This window comes from Pseudomonas sp. DWRC2-2 (assembly GCF_049897885.1).
Classification (GTDB): Bacteria; Pseudomonadota; Gammaproteobacteria; order Pseudomonadales; family Pseudomonadaceae; genus Aquipseudomonas; species Aquipseudomonas azotoformans_A.
In genome coordinates this window covers 404,651-423,687 of the sequence record NZ_JAFCXD010000003.1, presented here as the reverse complement: position 1 = coordinate 423,687, position 19,037 = coordinate 404,651, and the positions used below count along the sequence as shown (strand labels likewise).

The window sequence follows — 19,037 nt, the reverse complement described above, 5'->3', positions numbered from 1 at the left end:
GGCCTCGGCCAGGAGCTGTCATGTCTCAACCTCGTGCTCGGATTGCCTCCCAATTAGGTATCGCGCTGGCCGTGATCCTGGCTGTCGCCATTGGCGGCAGCACTGTTTTTGCCTTGCGTTCGCTTGATACTGCCAACCTCGCTACCCGTGAGGAGCACTTGGCCAGCGAGGCGCGCCTGCTCGCCGACCAACTCAACACGTTTCATAGCACCTTGCGCGAAAGCACCCAGCGCCTGACGGGGCTGTTCGAGAAACGCTTCAGTGCCGGCTTGAGCGTGCGCGCCGACCAGCCCGTCGCCGTCGCCGGTGTACAGACCCCGAGCCTGTACCTGGGCAGCGACCTGTTGAACAACAACTTCGATGAAGTGGATGAGTTCAAGCAGATGTCCGGCGGCGTGGCCACGGTGTTTGTGCGCAGCGGCGAAGACTTCATTCGCATCAGCACCTCGTTGACCAAACAGGATGGCAACCGTGCCATCGGTACGGTGCTGGATCGCCAGGGCCCAGCCTATCAGCGCGTGCTCAGCGGCCAGACCTACATTGGCCGTGCAGTGTTGTTCGACCGCTCCTACATGACCCAGTACAGCCCGGTGCGTGACAGCAGCGGCCAGGTCATCGCGGTGCTGTTCATCGGTTTCGACTACACCGACGCCCAGAACGCCCAGTTCGAAAACCTCAAGCGCTTCCGCATCGGCCAGACCGGCTCCTTGGCGTTGCTCGATGAGCAGAAGCGTTGGCTGGTGCCGCCGGCTGGCGTGCAGGCGTTGGACCAGGCGATCCCAGTGATGCTGGACCTGGCCAAGACGCCAGGTGCGGGCCGCTTCTGGGCGGACAAGAACGAAGATTTCTACAGCGTCTCGGTGCCCTTCGAGGGCGGGCCGTGGGCGGTGGTTGCGAGCATGCCCAAGGCCGAGATTCGCTCGGTGACCTGGGACGTCGGCATCCGCCTGGTAATCGGCAGCGTCTTGGCCATGCTGCTGGCGGTCGGCGCAACGGTTTGGCTGCTGCGTAGCAAATTAGCGCCGTTGGGCGACCTGGTGCGCCAGGCCGAGGCCTTGGGCGCGGGGGACTTGAGCGCACGCTTGAATGTGTCCAGTCATGACGAAATCGGCCAACTGGCGCGCAGCTTCAACCAGATGGGTGAAGCGCTGTCGACCATGGTCTCGCATATCCGCAAGGCGGCCGAAGAGGTCAACAGCCGCGCCCAGGCGTTGTCCGGGTTGTCCGGTGGTGCGTATGAAGGCATGGAGCAGCAGTCCGGCGAGATCACCAGCATGGCCGGCGCCGTTGAAGAGTTCAGCGCCACCTCGCTGAACATCGCCGACAACATGGGCAGCACCGAACGCCTGGCCCAGGAAAACGCCCAGCAAACCCGTATCGGGCGTAACTCGATGCAAGAGGCGTCGTCGTCCCTGGAACACATCGCCACCGCCCTGAACAGCACGGCCACGGTGATCAACACCCTCGGCCAGCGCTCCCAGGAAATCGGCGGGATCGTCGGCGTGATCACCTCGATTGCCGAACAGACCAACCTGCTGGCGCTCAATGCTGCCATCGAAGCTGCGCGTGCGGGTGAGCAAGGCCGTGGCTTTGCCGTGGTCGCCGATGAGGTGCGCAACCTGGCGTCGCGTACCCGAGAGGCTACTGACGAAATCTCCGGGATGATCCAAAGCATCCAGCAGGAAACCGGCAACGCCATCAGCACCATGGAGCGCGGCAACGTGTTGATGCAGGAAGGCCTGTCGCGCAACGCCGACGTGGCGTCGGCCCTGGCGCGTATCGACGAGCAAAGCCGTTCTGCCGGCCAGCAGTTCGCGGCGATTACCACTTCCACCCAGGAGCAGAGCAGCACCGCGACCTTGCTCAGCAGCAACCTGCAGAGTATTGCGCTGGCCAACAGCGAGCAGCGCGAAGTAGTGTCGAACCTGGCGATTACCGCCAAGGAATTGGAGACGCTGGCGGCGGGCTTGCGGCATGAGGTGGATCGCTTCCGCTGAGGCTCAGGTAATGGAGGCCGGGCGATATTGCAGGGCCTCCTTCAGATGCTCGCGGGTGATGTCATTTACCTGTTCCAGGTCCGCCAAGGTGCGCGCCACCTTGAGCAGGCGATGGGCGGCGCGCAGGGACAGGGTCAGCCGCTCGCAAGCGGTTTCCAGCCAGCCCTCATCGACCTTCGCCAGCGTGCAGTGCTTGCGCAGCCCAGGCAGGTCCAGAAAGGCATTCGCACAACCCTGACGCCGTAACTGGCGCTCGCGGGCCTCGGCAACCTCGGCCGAGGCCGTCGCGGTGTTATCGCCAGCCTGTTGGGCTGGGTTCAATGCCGTGGTTTCCCGCGCGACGGTCAGGTGCAGGTCGATCCGGTCCATCAACGGTCCGGAGAGTTTGTTGCGATAGCGCTGGATCTGCTCCGGTGTACAGCGACAGCGCCCGCTGGGTTCGCCCAAATAGCCGCACGGGCAGGGGTTCATGGCGGCCACCAGTTGAAAGCGGGCAGGGAAACTCACCCGGTCACGGGCGCGGGAAATCACGATGTGTCCTGACTCCAGTGGTTCGCGCAGCACCTCCAGTACCTTGCGGTCGAACTCCGGCAATTCATCCAGGAACAAGACGCCGTGATGGGCGAGGGTGATTTCGCCGGGCTGTGGTTTCGAGCCGCCGCCCACCAATGCAGGACCTGATGCCGAATGATGCGGCTGGCGAAACGGCCGGTGCGGCCAATGACTCAGCGGCGCCAGGCTGACCACGGACTGAATCGCCGCCACCTCCAAGGCCTCCTGCTCACTCAACGGTGGCAACAACCCCGGCAGGCGGCTGGCGAGCAACGTCTTGCCGGTGCCGGGCGGGCCGCTGAACAGCAGGTTATGCGCCCCCGCCGCCGCGATCAGCAATGCGCGCTTGGCGGCGAGCTGGCCCTGTACCTCGCTCAAGTCCGGGTAAGGCTTGTTCAGGTACAGCAAACCGTCGGACTTGTAGGGCTCGATTGGCTGATGCCCGTTCAGGTGCGCCACCACCTGAAGCAGGTGGTCCACGGCGATCACTTTCAATCCCGATGCCAGGCAGGCTTCTTCCGCATTCGCCCGTGGCACTATCACAGTGCGCCCGGCCTTGCGCGCCGCCAATGCTGCTGGCAACACGCCTTTCACTGCGCGCACTGCGCCGGACAGTGCCAGTTCCCCCAGGCATTCCACGTCGTCGAGCATCAACGCCGGCACCTGCACGCTGGCCGCCAGGATTCCCAGGGCAATCGCCAGGTCAAAACGCCCGCCGTCCTTGGGCAGGTCGGCGGGCGCCAGGTTCAGGGTGATGCGGCGGGCAGGGTATTGCAGGGCGGAATTGAGGATGGCGCTGCGCACCCGGTCCTTGCTTTCCTTGACCGCCGTTTCCGGCAAGCCCACCAGCGTCAGGGACGGCAGACCATTGGCCATATGCACTTCGACGGTGACGGCAGGGGCTTCGACGCCAATTTGGGCGCGGCTGTGGACGATGGCGAGAGACATGCTCGTTCCTTGAAAAAGGGACCGCTTCCTGCGGTTTTCTCAAGGGTAGACGAGGGGTGACGCTATCGAAGGTGGGAGGTTTTACAGAACGTATCCAGCTCCCACATTGACCGCGTTTATTCAGCAGGCGGCGTGAGCTTGGCTTCCAGTTCGGCGACTTTCGCTTCCAGGCTCTCAAGCCGAGCACGCGTGCGGGCCAGCACCACCATCTGGCTATCAAACTCTTCCCGGCTCACCAGGTCGAGCTTGCTGAAACCGCTTTGCAGCAATGCCTTGAATTGGCTTTCGATTTCATTGCGGGGCAATGGGGTGTCGCCGCTGAACAGGCGAGAGGCGTGGCCGCTCAGGGCGTCGAGGAGGTCTTTGGGCGCGAGCATGGGAAATATTCCGGAAACTGTTGGCCGGCAGTGTATCACGCAGCGTCTATAGTCTTTTTCACGGAGGCAAGCGCACGCTTTTCGCGCAGAGGGTCGGGCGGCGACGCACTGTTTTTGTGCGCATTGCCCCCATCAAAAAGCCCCGTAGGTGGGCATAAGTGGGCAAAGGACTGATTTCAGTGATTTTTACGGAGCTGGCAAGGTTTCTGCTTAGACGATCATGACCCATGCACTGATGCAGTCGCTGTGACGAATGCAGTGCGCCGACGGATCAGGGGTACAGGTTTCGTCACCAGTGGTTCGCTGGCGTCGCAAAGGCAAATGCCGAGGCGACGACGCGTTACAAAGCCAGGCACTGCGCTTAGACTTGAGACGGGTTTGTTTTCCTGGGGCAAGTCCACCAATTCGGGAGAGAGTTTTCATGAAGCTAGTCACTGCCATCATCAAGCCGTTCAAGTTGGACGATGTACGCGAGTCGTTGTCCGAGATCGGCGTGCAGGGCATTACCGTTACTGAGGTCAAAGGCTTCGGTCGGCAGAAGGGTCACACCGAGCTGTATCGCGGCGCGGAATACGTGGTCGATTTCCTGCCGAAGGTGAAGATTGATGTCGCCATTGACGACAAGGATCTTGACCGGGTTATCGAGGCGATAACCAAGGCCGCCAACACCGGCAAGATCGGTGACGGCAAGATCTTCGTGGTCAATCTGGAACAGGCTATTCGCATCCGTACCGGCGAAACCGATACCGACGCAATCTAAGCCGCCAAACCCCAACGCCCCAGGAGAAAACAATATGACTCTGCGTAAATTCGCAGGGCTCGGAGCCCTGTTGTCCATCGTAATGCCAAGCCTGGCCATGGCGGCAGACGAAGTGGCTGCTCCAGTCCTCAATTCCGGCGACACCGCCTGGATGCTGACCGCCACCGCTTTGGTGCTGTTCATGACCATCCCTGGCCTGGCGCTGTTCTACGGCGGCATGGTCCGCTCCAAGAATATTCTGTCGGTGATGATGCAGTGCTTCGCGATCACCGGCCTGATCAGCATCCTCTGGGTCGTCTACGGCTACAGCATCGCGTTCGATACCACCGGTATGGAACAGGGTGTGGTCAACTTCAACTCCTTCTTCGGCGGCATGGGCAAGGCGTTCCTGGCGGGCGTGACCCCGGCCAGCATCACCGGCCCTGCGGCATTGTTCCCGGAAGCCGTGTTCATCACCTTCCAGATGACGTTCGCCATCATCACCCCGGCGCTGATCGTCGGTGCCTTCGCTGAGCGTATGAAGTTCTCTGCGATGCTGATCTTCATGGCGATCTGGTTCACCCTGGTCTACGCGCCGATCGCGCACATGGTCTGGAGCGGCAACGGTGGCCTGATGTGGGACTGGGGCGTGCTGGACTTCGCCGGCGGCACCGTGGTGCACATCAACGCCGGTGTGGCTGGCCTGGTGGCGTGCATCGTGCTCGGCAAGCGTAAAGGCTTCCCGACTACCCCGATGGCCCCGCACAACCTGGGTTACACCCTGATCGGCGCGGCGATGCTGTGGATCGGTTGGTTCGGCTTCAACGCCGGCTCCGCTGCTGCGGCCAACGGCACCGCCGGCATGGCGATGCTGGTTACACAGATCGCTACCGCTGCGGCGGCGCTGGGCTGGATGTTCGCCGAGTGGATCACCCACGGTAAGCCAAGCGCACTGGGCATTGCCTCCGGCGTGGTCGCCGGCCTGGTTGCAATCACCCCAGCCGCAGGCACCGTGGGCCCGATGGGCGCCCTGGTGATCGGCCTGGTTGCCGGTGTGATCTGCTTCTTCTGCGCCACCAGCCTAAAACGCAAACTGGGCTACGACGACTCCCTGGACGCCTTCGGCGTACACGGTATCGGCGGTATCGTGGGGGCGATCCTCACCGGTGTATTTGCAGCGCCTGCTCTGGGTGGCTTCGGTACGGTGACTGACATCGCTGCGCAAGTCTGGATCCAGTGCAAAGGCGTTGGCTTCACGGTGATCTACACGGCGATCGTGACCTACATCATCCTTAAGGTGTTGGACATGGTCATGGGCCTGCGGGTGACCGAAGAGGAAGAGGCTGTCGGCCTCGACCTGGCGCAACACAACGAACGCGGCTACAACTTGTAAGTACGCGAAAAAAAGATGCCCGGCTTGCCGGGCATTTTTTTGTCTGGTGTTTGTCAGTCGTAATACGCCGTAGCGGTTTTTACGCCTTGTTTGTGATGGGATGCACACGGCACTTTTCAGCGTGCCAATGTCTTACAGGCATGTAGGCGTATTCGGCACTTTGTTTTTTCCCAGAGCGCGCTAGAATGCGCGCCGATGGGCGCAAAACTGTATTTATCTGGGCGAGCACCGTGATCATGGCGGTGCTCGTAAAGTCCTCGCCACCTTGCACGGTGATGGGGCATAAGCCACTGGTTATCCAGTGGATGTTGATTTTTTTCCGGCAGCCGTCGACAGAGGGTGAAGCTGGGCTATAACTAATCTGCTTTTCGCAAGTCATGAGGTAGAACATGAGCGACGATGATCTGGAAAACGACGAACTCGAAGTAGGTGACGAAGACGACACCGAAGAAGGTCTTGAAGCGGCGGCGGAAGACGTTGCTGACGACGACGGTGGCGATGATGCGCCTGCCCCGGCTGCCAAAGGCAAAGCCAAGGCTGCTGTGTCGGTAGATGAATTGCCGAGCGTTGAAGCCAAGAATAAAGAGCGCGATGCCCTGGCCCGTGCGATGGAAGAGTTCCTCGCTAAAGGCGGCAAAGTGCAGGAAGTCGAGGCCAACGTGGTGGCAGACCCACCGAAGAAGCCGGATAACAAGTACGGCAGCCGACCTATCTGAGGTCAGCACCCGCTTGTAAGAAAAAGCCCGCCGTCGCTGCGGGCTTTTTCATGGGTGTTATTTCCAGCCAGCCAGCAAGGGCGCTAATTCGGCCAGGCTGCGAATCTCCGCATCCGGGCGCTTGTCGGCCTCCCACACTTTACCCGTCGGGTTGAACCACACCGCCCGAAGCCCCGCCTGCTGTGCTCCGGCAATGTCATCCCCCGGATGATCGCCAATGTGCACCGCCGCACTGGCGTCCACGCCACCGCGCTGCAACGCTTCTTGAAACAAACGCGCATCCGGCTTGGCGATGCCGATGTCTTCTGCGCGCAAGGCAAAGTGGAAGTAGTCCGCCAGGCCCACGCGCTGCACGTCGGCGTTACCGTTGGTGATCACCCCCAGCAGGAAGTGCTGGCGCAGCGCCCGAAGCATGGGCTCCGCTTCAGGGAAGGGCGTGAGTTGGTGCCGCGCGTGAATGAACGCTTCGAAGCATACATCCGCCATTTCCGTAGCCTCGGGCTTTGGATAACCGGCCTCTTCAAACGCATGCATCAACACCCGGTGGCGCAAAATGCTGATCCGGTGTTTCAGCTCCGGATGGCGCTCCAGCACCTGCTGGCGAAGACTGGCGAAGTGCTCCAGCGGCAAGTCGCCGACTTTGGCGGCGTTAAGTGCCAGCCATTCGCGCATCGACGCTTCGGCGCTGATGATGACGGGTATGTTGTCCCAGAGTGTGTCGTCCAGGTCGAAGGTGATCAGCTTGATACTCATGAGTCGCCGCCCTTGATGCGTTTGGCCCGTGGATGGGCGCTGTCGTACACCGTTGCCAGGTGTTGGAAATCCAGATGGGTGTAGATCTGCGTGGTCTTGATGTCGGAGTGGCCGAGCAGCTCTTGAACCGCGCGCAGGTCCTGGGACGATTCCAGCAGGTGGCTGGCAAAAGAGTGTCGCAGCATGTGTGGGTGCAGGTTCTGCCCCAGCTCGCGCTCTCCGGCGGCCTTGACCCGCACTTGAATCGCCCGTGGCCCCAGGCGCCGGCCTTGCTGGCTGACAAACACTGCATCGTCCGCCGGGTTGGTCAAAAGGCGCAGCGGTAGCCACAGTTGCAAGGCTTCGCGGGCTTTGCGGCCCACTGGTAACACGCGGGTCTTACTGCCTTTACCGAGTACCTGAACCAGGCCGTCCGCCAGGTCCAATTGGTCGAGATTCAGGCCGGTCAGCTCCGACAGGCGCAGGCCCGATGAATAGAACAGCTCAAGAATGGCCTGGTCGCGATGGGCCAGGAAGTCATCCTCGACGGCGCCATCCAGCAATTGCAGGGCGCGGTCGGTGTCCAGGGTCTTGGGCAGGCGCCGTTCGCCCTTGGGCGGCGACAGGCCGTTGGCCGGGTCGTGGTCGCACAGGCCTTCGCGGTTCAAATAGTGATAGAGCCCACGCACCGCCGAGAGCAGGCGCGACAGGCTGCGCGAGGATTGGCCCGACTGGTGCAAGCGCGCGATCAGGCTGCGCAGGCTCTGGATATCCAGGGCCTTCCAGCTGCCGATCTGTTGTTTTTCGCAGTAGACCAGGACCTTGTTCAAGTCCCGCCGGTAGGCTTCCAGGGTATGGGGCGACACCTGGCGCTCGTTGCGCAGGTGAGCGCAGTAAGCGTCCAGTTGCCGTTCCATGGCTAGCGCACCGCGCGCAGGGCGGTGGTGAAGCGCGGCAGGACGCGGCCCAGGACTTCGGCGATGTAGGTCAGGAACAGCGTGCCCACGGAACTCTTGTAGTGCTGGGGATCGCGGCTGGCGATGGCCAGCACACCGTGCAAGCCTTGATGGCTGAGCGCGACCACTGCCGTGGAGCCGATCTGCTTGCGCTGTTCGGCACCAAACAGGAAGTCCAGCTCATGCTCACGCAAGGTGCCGCTGATGGTCTTGCCTTCGGACAACAGGCCACCGATGGCGGTGTGTGCGTCGCTGCCGCTGACCCAGCGACCCACCGGCATCGGGTTGTCGCTGAACAGGATCAGGCTCACGAACGGCACCTGGAAGTCCTGGCGCAGGCTGTCCTCCACGGCGATCACCGTTTCTTCCAGGCTGGTGGCGTCCATCAGGGTCAGGATCAGGCGACGGGTCTTCTCGAACAGGCGGTCGTTGTCGCGGGCGACGTCCATCAGGTGCGAGAGCTTATGGCGCATCTCGATATTGCGCTCGCGCAGGATCTTCATCTGCCGCTCCACCAGCGACACGGTATCGCCGCGTTGATGGGGGATGCGCAGGGCCGGCAGCAGTTCTTCGTGCTCGACGAAGAAATCCGGATTAGCCTCAAGGTACGCCGCGACGGCGGCGGCCTCCAGACTTTCGCTCGGGGATGCTTGTGCGGGTACTTGGGGCTTATCGGTCATTGGATTGGCTCACTCATAGACGGACCTGTCCTTCGTATACGCGCGAGGCCGGCCCGGTCATCATCACCGGGTGGCCAGGGCCTGCCCACTCGATGGACAAGCGTCCGCCGGGCAGGTCGATCAGCAGCGGCGAATCCATCCACCCCTGGCTGATCGCGGCCACGGCAGCGGCGCAAGCGCCGGTGCCGCAGGCCTGGGTTTCGCCGGCGCCGCGTTCCCAGACGCGCAATTGCGCGCGGGTACGGTCGATCACCTGCAGGAAGCCCACGTTGACCCGTGCCGGAAAGCGCGGGTGGTGTTCGATCTTCGGCCCCAGTTCATGTACAGGGGCGTTGTTGATGTCGTTGACCCGCAGCACGGCGTGGGGGTTGCCCATGGACACGGCGGCCAGGTCGACAACTTTACCGTCGACGTCAACCGCATAGCTCGTGGCCTGTTCGCTGGCTTGGAACGGAATGTCCGCCGGCACCAGGCGTGGCGCGCCCATGTTGACGCTGATCTGGCCGTCACTGCGGATATCCAGTTCGATCACGCCGCTCTTGGTCTCGACGCGGATCTGGCGCTTGGCGGTCAGGCGCTTGTCCAGCACAAAGCGGGCGAAGCAGCGTGCACCGTTGCCGCACTGTTCCACTTCGGAACCGTCGGAGTTGAAGATCCGGTAACGGAAATCCACCTCCGGGTTGCTTGGCGCCTCGACGATCAGCAACTGGTCGAAACCAATGCCGGTGTGACGGTCGCCCCACTGTTTGGCGTGCTTGGGCAGGATATGCGCGTGCTGGCTGACCAGGTCGAGGACCATGAAATCATTGCCCAGCCCGTGCATCTTGGTAAAACGCAGCAGCATGGCTTACTCCGGCAGCAGGCTTTCGCCAGCATACAACTCGGCTACCGTCTCGCGGCGACGCACTTCAAACGCTTGATCACCGTCCACCAGCACCTCGGCGGTACGGCCGCGGGTGTTGTAGTTGGAACTCATGACAAACCCGTAGGCACCGGCCGAATGCACGGCCAGCAGATCGCCTTCTTCCAGGGCCAGCTGACGATCCTTGGCCAGGAAGTCGCCGGTCTCGCAGATCGGGCCGACGATGTCATAGGCACGCGCTTCGCTGTCGCGAGGCGTCACGGCGGTGACATTCATCCAGGCCTGGTACAGCGCCGGACGGATCAGGTCGTTCATCGCCGCATCGACGATGGCGAAATCCTTGTGCTCGGTGTGCTTGAGGTACTCGACCTGGGTCAGCAGTACGCCGGCATTGGCGACGATATAGCGGCCAGGCTCGAACATCAGCGTCAGGTCGCGGCCTTCGATGCGCTCGCGCACCGCCTGGATGTAATCGGCGATCAGCGGCGGCTCTTCGTCGCGATAACGCACGCCCACCCCACCACCGAGGTCGATGTGGTGCAGGTAGATGCCGCATTCACCCAGGCGGTCGATCAACGCCAGCAGGCGGTCGAGCGCATCCAGGAACGGCGGCAGCGTGGTCAGTTGCGAGCCGATATGGCAGTCGACACCCAGCACTTCCAGGTTCGGCAGTTGCGCGGCGCGGATGTACACGTCCTCGGCGTCGGCAATGGCGATGCCGAACTTGTTCTCTTTGAGACCGGTGGAAATGTACGGGTGGGTGCCGGCATCGACGTCGGGGTTGACGCGCAGGGAGATCGGCGCGCGAACGCCCATTTCGGCGGCCACGACCTGCAGGCGCTCCAGCTCGTCGGTAGATTCGATGTTGAAGCAATGCACGCCAACTTCCAGGGCGCGACGCATGTCTTCGCGGGTCTTGCCGACGCCGGAGAACACGATCTTGTCAGCCTTGCCGCCAGCGGCCAGTACACGTTCCAGCTCGCCACGGGAGACGATGTCAAAACCAGCGCCCAATCGCGCCAGGACATTCAGTACGCCGAGGTTGGAGTTGGCCTTGACCGCGTAGCACACCAGGTGCGGCACGCCCTCGAGGGCGTCGGTGAACGAGCGGTACTGGGCTTCGATATGCGCACGGGAATATACATAGGTCGGGGTGCCAAAGCGCTGGGCAATCGCGGACAACGCCACGCCTTCCGCGAACAGCTCGCCGTCCCGGTAGTTAAAAGCGTCCATGGGATTCCCTTATTCGTAGGTGTCGTGCTTATGCGCTTTGGAAGGCTTTTGCGACGATTGCGCCTGTTCATTCGGGTCTTTGCTGTCATCGGGCAGGTACAGCGGGCCTTTTTGACCACAGGCACTAACGAGGCAAGCGACCGCGACGAGCGCAGCAAGGGAAGAGATCAGGCGCTTCATGGCGAAATCCTTGAATATGCATTAATTGCGCCCGAGTATACCGACCACCCGCCAGCTTGCCTATGCGCTGGAATACCCGTCCGGCGGGGGTTTGCCGACACAGCCGGGAAGCGTACTACGCTGCTTGAAGATTTTTCACACCGTCAATCGTGTTGAAATCGGTATCCTTTGCAATCGGCGAGGCTCGCCCGTATCGTGCGGCGCTTGAGCAAAACCAGACACTTTTGAGGTTGCCACAATGAGTTTGACCGAAGCCCGTTTTCACGACCTGGTGGATTCGACCCAGCAGGCGCTGGAAGATATTTTCGACGACAGCGGCCTGGACGTGGACCTGGAAAACTCGGCCGGCGTGCTGACCGTCAAGTTCGACAGTGGCCAACAACTGATCTTCAGCCGCCAGGAGCCGTTGCGTCAGCTGTGGCTGGCGGCGCGTTCCGGCGGCGTTCACTTCGACTACGACGAAGAAAGCGGCAAATGGCAGTGCGACAAGAGTGAAGAGCTGCTGAGTGAAATGCTCGCGCGCCTAGTCAGCGAGTACACCGGCGCCGACCTGGATTTCGACGAGATCTGATGGTGACCCAGCCTGCACCTGTCCGCCCGCCGAAGCCGCTGTTCAGTAACGTCAGCCCGGCGGTGCCGTCACCTTGTATCAGTTTGTGTCGCCTGGACGAGCAAAAAGTCTGCCTCGGCTGCTTCCGCCACGTGGAAGACATCCGTGAATGGCGCTCTGCCGACGATGCGCGGCGCCGCGTGATCTGCGCCGAGGCCGAGCAGCGCAGGGCGCGCGCCTGAGGTCGTCTTGTTTATTTGTGACGCTGTGGTAGTGTCCGGGTACGCCTCAACTCATCGAGGCCCGTGAGAACCCCGCCTTTTCCTGGCGGGGTTTTGCTTTTTTGTGCAGAAAAAAGGAGTCTGCCTGAATCATGACCACCGCACCGTCCATCATCCTCACCCGTCTTGACGTGCAGCGTCTGGAGCAACTGATCGACCGCTTGGGCGACGAATCTCCCGGCGTCGAAGCGTTGCAAGCCGAACTCGACCGCGCCGAAGACGTGGTTGGCCACGATGAAGTGCCTGCGGGTGTCGTGACCATGAACTCCAGCGTGCATTGCCGTGAGCAAAGCAGCGGCAAGGACTACCACCTGACGCTGGTCTACCCGAAAGACGCCAATGCGGACGAAGGCAAGATCTCGATCCTGGCGCCCGTGGGCAGCGCCTTGCTCGGTTTGCAGGTTGGTCAGCACATTGACTGGCCCGCACCGGGCGGCAAGACCCTCAAGCTGGAACTGCTCAGTGTTGAAGGCCAGCCTAAAGATGGCGGCGCCTTCCCCCTTTAAATTTCGCTCAATGCCACATTGAGTGACAGCTCCAGCTCGGCCTTGTAGCGCAGGTACAGGTTGCTCGGGCTTTGCACATCGCCGAGCAGGCCGGACAGATCCAGGTCGGTGATGTAGCAGCGGTAACGCTCGGTCTCCCGGCGTTGCCCGACGATTTCCTGGGCGACCACTGCAAACAGTTGGTCGCCAAACTCCAGTTCGGAAAACTCCCGCTGATTGCAGTACAAGGTAATGCCCACCTGGCCCGGTGCGGCCTTGCCGATAATCGCCTGCACGTCGTAAAACGGTTTGTTCGCCGGGTTCAGCGGTGCGGGTCGAGGTTCGATGCCGCGCGCGCGACCGCTGCCTGACGGCAATAGCTGGTAATACAAGACCTGCACCGCGCCCAGCGGCTCCTGTTGGTCCAACGGCGATAGCGCGTCCCGGCGATAAATGATCGACTGCAAGAAACGCTGCAACGGCGCCAACAGACTCTGTTCATCGTGAAACGGCAGGCGCTGCTGCCAGAGCGCGTTAAATTCATCCAATACATACAGCTCGGCGAAGCCTTCGTTGACCCGGTAGAACACCTGCACGCAATCGGCCATGCCCATCGGCAGCAGCAACGCCAGGTCGTGGTCTTCCAGGGCCATGGCATCCAGGTGCAACGGGCTGTAGCTGGCCAATTCTTCGCTGAGGTAGGCGATCAGCGCATCCTGGGTCGCCAGCGATACATGGTTGGCCTGGCCCGGCATCAACTCCATGACGTGATAGTGCTGCTGCACCTGGAGCAAATAGCGGTGATTGCCCTGGCCGAGCAGCAGGTTCTGCGCGGTGTCGAAGATTCCTTCCACGCGTTGGGCAATGAATTGCGCACGGTTGTGACAGAAACAGCGCACCCGCAGGCGTGGCAGATGGTCCGACGGCAACTGGTTGAGGTAGTCGCGCAGGCAGTCGAGCAGCGCATGGGGGCTGTCGTAGCGGCTGACCATCACCTCGTTCCAGCTATTGAGCGTGACCTGGTCCAGGGTCAGCACCAGGTTGTCGCGCACACCGGCATAGCTCAGTGAGTCGGTGCGCTCGGTGGTCATCAGGATATTCAGGTCGCGGTGATGCTTGAGCGGGTCGACGCCGACGTTGATCAGCAACAACACTTCTTCCGGCACGGCCGAGCGCAGCAGGCGCTCTTCATCCACGCTGGCCAGGGGCAGGGCGATGGTTTGTTGCAGGCTGCCTAGCAGGTTGAACAGCTCGAATTCGGTCATGTCGCTGGTGCCGGGGTGCAGCGCCAGGCGCGTGCTGCTATCAATCACGCCGTTGCGATGGCACCAGGTCAGCATCTCCAGCAGGTCGCGGCTGCGTTTGATCGGCGCGAAGTGTTCCCATTCCAGCGCTGTAAGGTTGCCGTTATACAGGCCCCAGTGGTGCTGGCCCGGCTCCTTGCGGTTGGGCGATTGCACCAGGGTCAGGGTGTCTTCAGCCAGGTCCGGGGCAATGCCTGGGTTGATGAACTCGACCTTGCCGGCCTTGCGTTCAAAGGCGGCGTATAGGCGCCGACCCAGCACATTGAGGTCGCGTTTGTTGATCAGGCTGACGGTCTGTTCGGTGCGGGCGAATTGGGTCAGGAAGCGGTAACTGTAGTTGAGCTCGCTCACCAAGGCCCGGCGCTCGGAGGCGACCTGACGCACTTTCCACTGGCTGCGGCTGTCGAGCAACGCCAATTGGCGCTGGTCCCAGCCCCATTCATGGGCCAGGCGCTCCAGCAGCAGGCGCTGCCAGCTGGTGGTACGCTGGCCGGCGCTGAGCTTGCGGTTGACCTTCAGGTACAGCGCGCGCCGTACCAGTTCCAAGCGCTCGGGCTCGTTGCGGGCCTTGAGGTATTCCTCGATGCGGCGGTACACCACGATGTATGGGTCCAGCTCATCCAGGTTCATCTGGTTGGCGAACACCGCTCGCTTGAAGCGCAGGCTCAGGCAGTGCACGTTCGGGTGTTCGCTGGCGTAGACCTCGGTCAGCAACAGCTTGAGCACGGATTTGTAGGGCGACTCGATGCCCTTGAACAGTTGCCACAGCCCGGCGCCAATGAATTCGCCTGGGGGAATGCGCGCCAAGTGACCCAGGTCGAGGGTTTCGTCGGCGCGGATAAAACGCTTGGAAATCAGCGTGTGGGTGAACTCGGCATAACGGGTTTCTTCATACACCGGCACCAGCCACCAGATCGGTGTGCGTCCGGCCAGCCAGATGGCGGTGCGGTAGAACTCATCCAGCAACAGGTAATGCTGGGTGGTGCCGCAGTCGTCGGAGCTCAGTTGCGTGTCGCGTTCACCGAGCACAAAGCGTGTCGGCTCGATCAGGAAGAAGTGCGCCTCGGCGCCCATGGTCAGGGCCCAGGCTTCCAGCAACTGGCATTTCTTGCGCAGTTCGGCCAGCTCAGTCTCGCTAAGGTCGGCGGCGTGACACACCCACACATCCATATCGCTCTGGTCGGCCTGGGCCAGGGTGCCCAGGCTGCCCATCAGGAACAGGCCGTGGATTGGTCGCGGCGGGTTGCCGTGACGCGGTTTGTAGGAGAACGAGCGCGTCAGGCGCTGGGCTTCGGTGAGGGCTTGGGCGTCCGGTTCGAAATTCGACAGGCCTGCTGGCGTACTGCCCGACACATAGCCCGGCAGCAACGGATGGTTGACGTGAAAAAACAGCGGCAACAGGTTCAGCACGCTTTGCTGGCGCGGCGTCAGCCCCTCGATGGCACGGGCCATACGGCCTTCATTGAGGGCCATGAACCGCGCGCGCAACTGGGCCAGCACCTTGCGGTCGATGCCTTCGTCCAGGTCGGGGCGGATTTCATGGGTGCGGGTCATGTCGAACTCGGTGGCTCGCAGGGCCCGACGTGGGCGGCCGTGTAGGAGTTTACAGCCAGTAGCGTAGGAGGTTTAGAGGGAAATGGTTTTTGACGTCAGAATTTTTGCACGTGCACAGCAACGCCCTCGGAATCCGCAAAGGGCGGACTCCACGGGCGGTATCCGGTATCAGGCGGCTTCTTTGGTGGTGGCAGTGGTCAAGATAGTCAGCAGGGTCTGGGCCTGCTCTGCGGCGTCCCGGCCAAGGCTGGTCAGGTAGCCCCCGTCCGGCTGGTCGATAAGCCCTTTCGTGTGGAGGCGTTTGGCGGCGGCGATGGCAGTAGGTGCGGCGGTCTGGTGGACTTTCAGACCTTCTTTGGTGCTGTCCAAAGGGAAGAGTACAAGGATTTCCAGTTCGGCAACCAACTCAGGGGTATACGACATAAGGACTCCAGACTTTCTAAGAATTTATTAGAGGCTAGCAGGCCATAAGGTGAACGCACTTTGCCGAACTGTCCAGTGTGTTGCCGCGTGTTGGATTTATTGCTTTTCAGGCGGCAATTCCGGCAAGGCGCGCAGTGCAGTTTCATACCATTCGGTATTGAAAGCGCGGTCCTCTTCCAGCAGCGCGTCGATCTCGACCGCGAGCACGTGGGCCATCAGTTGCAGGATCTCTTCACGCTCGTAGCCCACCAGGGTCAGCTTGTTGAACGTGGCCTTGGCGGCCGGTGGGTTTTCGCTCTCGATCTGGTTCTCGATCGCTTCAATCAGCGTGGTTTCGGCGAATTCTTCTTCGTCGTTGTCGATATCGGTCGGCTCGCTCATGGCAGGCTCCTCAAGGAAAGGGCGCCAGTCTACCCCCATTCAGGTGGGTGATGCTGCTGGTCAGGGCGGGCGCCGGGATCTATAACAGTGCAGCCAACCCCATTCCCGGCCTGGAGGCACAGACATGCTCAAGCTTTACGGATTTTCGGTCAGCAACTACTACAACATGGTCAAGCTGGCGTTGCTGGAGAAAGGGCTGCCTTTCGAAGAGGTGCCTTTTTACGCCGGCCAAACCCCTGAAGCCCTGGCCGTGAGCCCGCGGGGCAAGGTGCCGGTGCTGGGCGTGAAACAGGGTTTCATCAACGAAACCAGCGTGATCCTTGAGTACATCGAGCATACCCAGGAAGGGCCCGCGCTGCTCCCGGCCGAGCCGTTCCAGCGTGCTCAGGTGCTGGCGCTGTGCCGGGAAATCGAGTTGTACATCGAGTTACCTGCTCGCGCGTGTTTTGCAGAAGCGTTTTTTGGCATGCCGGTGCCGGAGGCGATCAAGGAGAAGTCCAAGGCCGAGTTGCTGTTGGGTTTTGGTTCGTTGGGCAGGCACGGCAAGTTCGCGCCGTATGTGGCGGGGGAGAGCTTCACGATTGCCGATTTGTATTTCATGTACAGCGTGAACCTCGCCTGCGCGGTGGGCGAGAAGCTGTTTGGGCTGGATATGCTGGCTGAAATGCCGGCGGCCAAGGCGTTGCTGGACAGGTTGCATGCCATGCCCAATGCCCAGAAGGTGGCAGCGGATAGGGAAGCGGCGATGCCGGCGTTTATGGCGATGATTGCAGCAAAAAAATAATCACGACGAGCGCAGCTCAAAATGTGGGAGCGGGCTTGCTCGCGAAAGCGGTGGATCAGTCAGTACATTAGGTGACTGACACTCCGCTTTCGCGAGCAAGCCCGCTCCCACAGGGTTGACCGCGTTGCAGCAGAAAACGCGATCTAGCGGCTGGCGAGCAGGGCCTGGCCGCGCACCACGGCTGCCTTCACCTGCGCCGGCGCAGTCCCGCCCACGTGGTTACGGGCATTCACCGAGCCTTCCAGGGTCAGCACGGCAAACACGTCCTGCTCGATCTGGTCGCTGAACTGACGCAGTTCTTCCAGGCTCATTTCCGCCAGGTCCTTGCCGGTGTCCACGCCGTACTTAACCGCGTGACCGACGATTTCGTGGCAGTCACGGAACGGCAGGCCACGGCGCACCAGATAGTCCGCCAGGTCGGTTGCGGTAGAGAACCCACGCAGCGCCGCTTCACGCATGATTGCGTGCTTGGGTTTGATCGCCGGGATCATGTCGGCAAACGCGCGCAAGGAGTCGCGCAGGGTGTCGGCGGCGTCGAACAACGGCTCTTTGTCTTCCTGGTTGTCCTTGTTGTAGGCCAGAGGCTGGCCTTTCATCAGGGTCAGCAGGCCCATCAAGGCGCCGAACACGCGGCCGCTCTTGCCACGCACCAACTCGGGCACGTCGGGGTTTTTCTTTTGCGGCATGATCGAGCTGCCGGTGCAGAAACGGTCCGGCAGGTCGATGAACTGGAATTGCGCGCTGGTCCACAGCACCAGCTCCTCGGAGAAGCGCGACAGGTGCATCATCGCGATGCTCGCGGCGGCGCAGAATTCGATGGCGAAGTCACGGTCCGACACGCCATCCAGGGAGTTGCCGCCCACGGCGTCGAAGCCCAGCAATTGCGCGGTGTATTCGCGATCGATCGGGTAGGTGGTGCCGGCCAGCGCAGCGCTGCCCAGAGGCATGCGGTTGGCGCGCTTGCGGCAGTCCACCAGACGCTCGTAGTCGCGGCTGAGCATTTCGAACCAGGCCAGCAGGTGGTGGCCGAAGGTCACAGGCTGTGCGGTCTGCAGGTGAGTGAAGCCCGGCATGATGGTGTCCGACTCGCGTTCGGCTTGCTCAAGCAGGCCTTTTTGCAGGCGGGTGATCTCGGACAGGATGAGGTCGATTTCGTCACGCAGCCACAGGCGGATATCAGTGGCCACCTGGTCGTTACGGCTACGGCCGGTGTGCAGCTTCTTGCCGGTCACACCGATGCGGTCGGTGAGGCGGGCCTCGATGTTCATGTGCACGTCTTCCAGATCGACGCGCCAGTCGAAGGTGCCGGCTTCGATCTCGCCACGGATGGTGGTCAGGCCGTCGATGATGCTGTCGCGCTCGGCGTCGGTCAGCACGCCGACCTTGGCCAGCATCGTCGCGTGGGCGATGGAGCCCATGATGTCGTGGCGGTACAGGCGCTGGTCGAAGGTGACGGAGGCGGTGAAGCGGGCGACGAAGGCGTCGACGGGTTCACTGAAGCGGCCGCCCCAGGACTGGTTGGTCTTGTCGGTGCTCATGGATTCGCTCGTGATCTGCTTAATAAAGAGGCATGGAAGTGTGCCGGCGATAATAACAGGGTTGCCCGTGGACGCGGTGCTGCGGGTCGTCGGCATTTTTATTTGTGCAAAGGATGGCTAAGTGCCTTGCCGTCGAACGCGTCCAGGACGAGACTGGGTACAGGGGTTTATTGAAACGATATTTGACGATTGAGCAATGTCGTCTCAGTGAGCGTCTACAGTTGGACTGATAGTGTGTGAATGCACCAAAGTCGGGTGATGCGGTCAGAGCCCAGACTATCCATTTAAAAAGGGGGGTATTCGGATTGTGTATCAGCAAAACCTACGACGATGCCCGAAGGCAGCAGGTTTTGGGCGCTATTGAACAGGTCC

The 19,037-nt window shown here is 61.6% G+C and carries 20 protein-coding genes and 2 pseudogenes; 10 read left to right on the top strand and 12 right to left on the bottom strand.

All coding sequences use genetic code 11. The features are described from left to right. Nucleotides 1-20 precede the first annotated feature (20 nt). Together ACP7EW_RS17305 and ACP7EW_RS17300 are read left to right on the top strand one after the other, a co-directional pair. A pseudogene (locus ACP7EW_RS17305) lies at nt 21-1,094 on the top strand (Cache 3/Cache 2 fusion domain-containing protein); the annotation flags it as partial. 42 nt (nt 1,095-1,136) lie between these two features. Then, complete coding sequence (locus tag ACP7EW_RS17300) at nt 1,137-1,997, top strand: methyl-accepting chemotaxis protein (protein ID WP_426218859.1); 861 nt, start codon at nt 1,137-1,139, stop codon at nt 1,995-1,997. 3 nt (nt 1,998-2,000) lie between these two features. Here the strand turns inward: ACP7EW_RS17300 and ACP7EW_RS17295 are convergent, their stop codons facing one another. Beyond that, nucleotides 2,001-3,497, bottom strand: a complete 1,497-nt coding sequence (locus ACP7EW_RS17295; protein ID WP_426218541.1) for a YifB family Mg chelatase-like AAA ATPase — start codon at nt 3,495-3,497, stop codon at nt 2,001-2,003. 116 nt (nt 3,498-3,613) lie between these two features. Beyond that, entirely contained in the window at nt 3,614-3,874 is a 261-nt protein-coding gene (locus ACP7EW_RS17290; RefSeq protein ID WP_038843546.1) for an accessory factor UbiK family protein, read from the bottom strand. 421 nt (nt 3,875-4,295) lie between these two features. Between ACP7EW_RS17290 and glnK the strand changes: the two genes are divergently transcribed. From glnK to sutA, 4 genes and pseudogenes are all read left to right on the top strand, one after another. After that, nucleotides 4,296-4,634: a P-II family nitrogen regulator gene (glnK, locus tag ACP7EW_RS17285; RefSeq protein ID WP_002555808.1), complete on the top strand. Its 339-nt coding sequence runs from the start codon at nt 4,296-4,298 to the stop codon at nt 4,632-4,634. A gap of 34 nt (nt 4,635-4,668) precedes the next feature. Further along, nucleotides 4,669-6,006 (top strand): ammonium transporter, encoded by a 1,338-nt coding sequence (locus tag ACP7EW_RS17280; RefSeq protein ID WP_016975881.1) that lies wholly within the window; start codon nt 4,669-4,671, stop codon nt 6,004-6,006. Nucleotides 6,007-6,217: 211 nt separating this feature from the next. Further along, a pseudogene (locus ACP7EW_RS17275) lies at nt 6,218-6,292 on the top strand (secondary thiamine-phosphate synthase enzyme YjbQ); the annotation flags it as partial. A 103-nt stretch (nt 6,293-6,395) separates the two neighbouring features. Then, complete coding sequence (sutA, locus tag ACP7EW_RS17270; RefSeq protein WP_016975879.1) at nt 6,396-6,722, top strand: transcriptional regulator SutA; 327 nt, start codon at nt 6,396-6,398, stop codon at nt 6,720-6,722. 57 nt (nt 6,723-6,779) lie between these two features. Here sutA and ACP7EW_RS17265 read toward each other — a convergent pair whose 3' ends face one another. From ACP7EW_RS17265 to lptM, 6 genes are read right to left on the bottom strand one after another with little or no spacing between them, the layout of a single operon-like run. Continuing rightward, nucleotides 6,780-7,475 carry an HAD family hydrolase gene (locus ACP7EW_RS17265; RefSeq protein ID WP_426218539.1) on the bottom strand — a complete coding sequence of 232 codons (696 nt, stop codon included), beginning with the start codon at nt 7,473-7,475 and terminating at the stop codon, nt 6,780-6,782. After that, on the bottom strand, nt 7,472-8,371 hold the full coding sequence (gene xerC, locus ACP7EW_RS17260) for a tyrosine recombinase XerC (protein WP_426218537.1): 900 nt from the start codon (nt 8,369-8,371) through the stop codon (nt 7,472-7,474). Before xerC ends, ACP7EW_RS17265 begins: the two co-directional genes overlap by 4 nt. 2 nt (nt 8,372-8,373) lie before the next feature. Beyond that, entirely contained in the window at nt 8,374-9,090 is a 717-nt protein-coding gene (locus tag ACP7EW_RS17255; protein ID WP_033897498.1) for a DUF484 family protein, read from the bottom strand. Nucleotides 9,091-9,103: 13 nt separating this feature from the next. Beyond that, a complete protein-coding gene (dapF, locus tag ACP7EW_RS17250) occupies nt 9,104-9,934 on the bottom strand; it encodes a diaminopimelate epimerase (RefSeq protein WP_033897499.1) in 831 nt (276 codons plus the stop codon). A gap of 3 nt (nt 9,935-9,937) precedes the next feature. Then, nucleotides 9,938-11,185: a diaminopimelate decarboxylase gene (gene lysA / locus ACP7EW_RS17245; RefSeq protein WP_038843552.1), complete on the bottom strand. Its 1,248-nt coding sequence runs from the start codon at nt 11,183-11,185 to the stop codon at nt 9,938-9,940. A 9-nt stretch (nt 11,186-11,194) separates the two neighbouring features. After that, nucleotides 11,195-11,365 (bottom strand): LPS translocon maturation chaperone LptM, encoded by a 171-nt coding sequence (gene lptM, locus ACP7EW_RS17240; protein ID WP_010207449.1) that lies wholly within the window; start codon nt 11,363-11,365, stop codon nt 11,195-11,197. Between the two features lie 238 nt (nt 11,366-11,603). Here lptM and cyaY point away from each other — a divergent pair, with 238 nt between their 5' ends. The 3 genes from cyaY to rnk all read left to right on the top strand — a co-directional run bounded on the left by cyaY (nt 11,604) and on the right by rnk (nt 12,702). Beyond that, a complete protein-coding gene (cyaY, locus tag ACP7EW_RS17235) occupies nt 11,604-11,936 on the top strand; it encodes an iron donor protein CyaY (protein WP_033897501.1) in 333 nt (110 codons plus the stop codon). Between the two features lie 2 nt (nt 11,937-11,938). Then, the gene (locus ACP7EW_RS17230; protein ID WP_016975872.1) at nt 11,939-12,157 is read left to right on the top strand and encodes a DUF1289 domain-containing protein; all 219 of its coding nucleotides are present in this window, start codon (nt 11,939-11,941) and stop codon (nt 12,155-12,157) included. A 131-nt stretch (nt 12,158-12,288) separates the two neighbouring features. Further along, nucleotides 12,289-12,702 (top strand): nucleoside diphosphate kinase regulator, encoded by a 414-nt coding sequence (rnk, locus tag ACP7EW_RS17225; RefSeq protein ID WP_033897502.1) that lies wholly within the window; start codon nt 12,289-12,291, stop codon nt 12,700-12,702. Here rnk and ACP7EW_RS17220 read toward each other — a convergent pair. The 3 genes from ACP7EW_RS17220 to ACP7EW_RS17210 form a co-directional block, all read right to left on the bottom strand. Further along, nucleotides 12,699-15,539, bottom strand: coding sequence for a class I adenylate cyclase (locus ACP7EW_RS17220; protein WP_426218531.1), 2,841 nt, complete (start codon nt 15,537-15,539; stop codon nt 12,699-12,701). The two genes, rnk and ACP7EW_RS17220, sit on opposite strands and share 4 nt — an antisense overlap. A 168-nt stretch (nt 15,540-15,707) precedes the next feature. Beyond that, nucleotides 15,708-15,962: a TIGR02647 family protein gene (locus ACP7EW_RS17215; protein WP_426218529.1), complete on the bottom strand. Its 255-nt coding sequence runs from the start codon at nt 15,960-15,962 to the stop codon at nt 15,708-15,710. A 96-nt stretch (nt 15,963-16,058) separates the two neighbouring features. Beyond that, nucleotides 16,059-16,343, bottom strand: coding sequence for a hypothetical protein (locus ACP7EW_RS17210; protein WP_010207441.1), 285 nt, complete (start codon nt 16,341-16,343; stop codon nt 16,059-16,061). A 124-nt stretch (nt 16,344-16,467) separates the two neighbouring features. On the opposite strand from ACP7EW_RS17210, the gene ACP7EW_RS17205 reads away from it, so the two are divergent. Further along, nucleotides 16,468-17,127, top strand: a complete 660-nt coding sequence (locus ACP7EW_RS17205; RefSeq protein ID WP_426218527.1) for a glutathione S-transferase family protein — start codon at nt 16,468-16,470, stop codon at nt 17,125-17,127. 143 nt (nt 17,128-17,270) lie between these two features. Here ACP7EW_RS17205 and argH read toward each other — a convergent pair whose 3' ends face one another. Then, nucleotides 17,271-18,665, bottom strand: coding sequence for an argininosuccinate lyase (gene argH, locus ACP7EW_RS17200; RefSeq protein ID WP_071488042.1), 1,395 nt, complete (start codon nt 18,663-18,665; stop codon nt 17,271-17,273). Between the last annotated feature and the right edge of the window lie 372 nt (nt 18,666-19,037).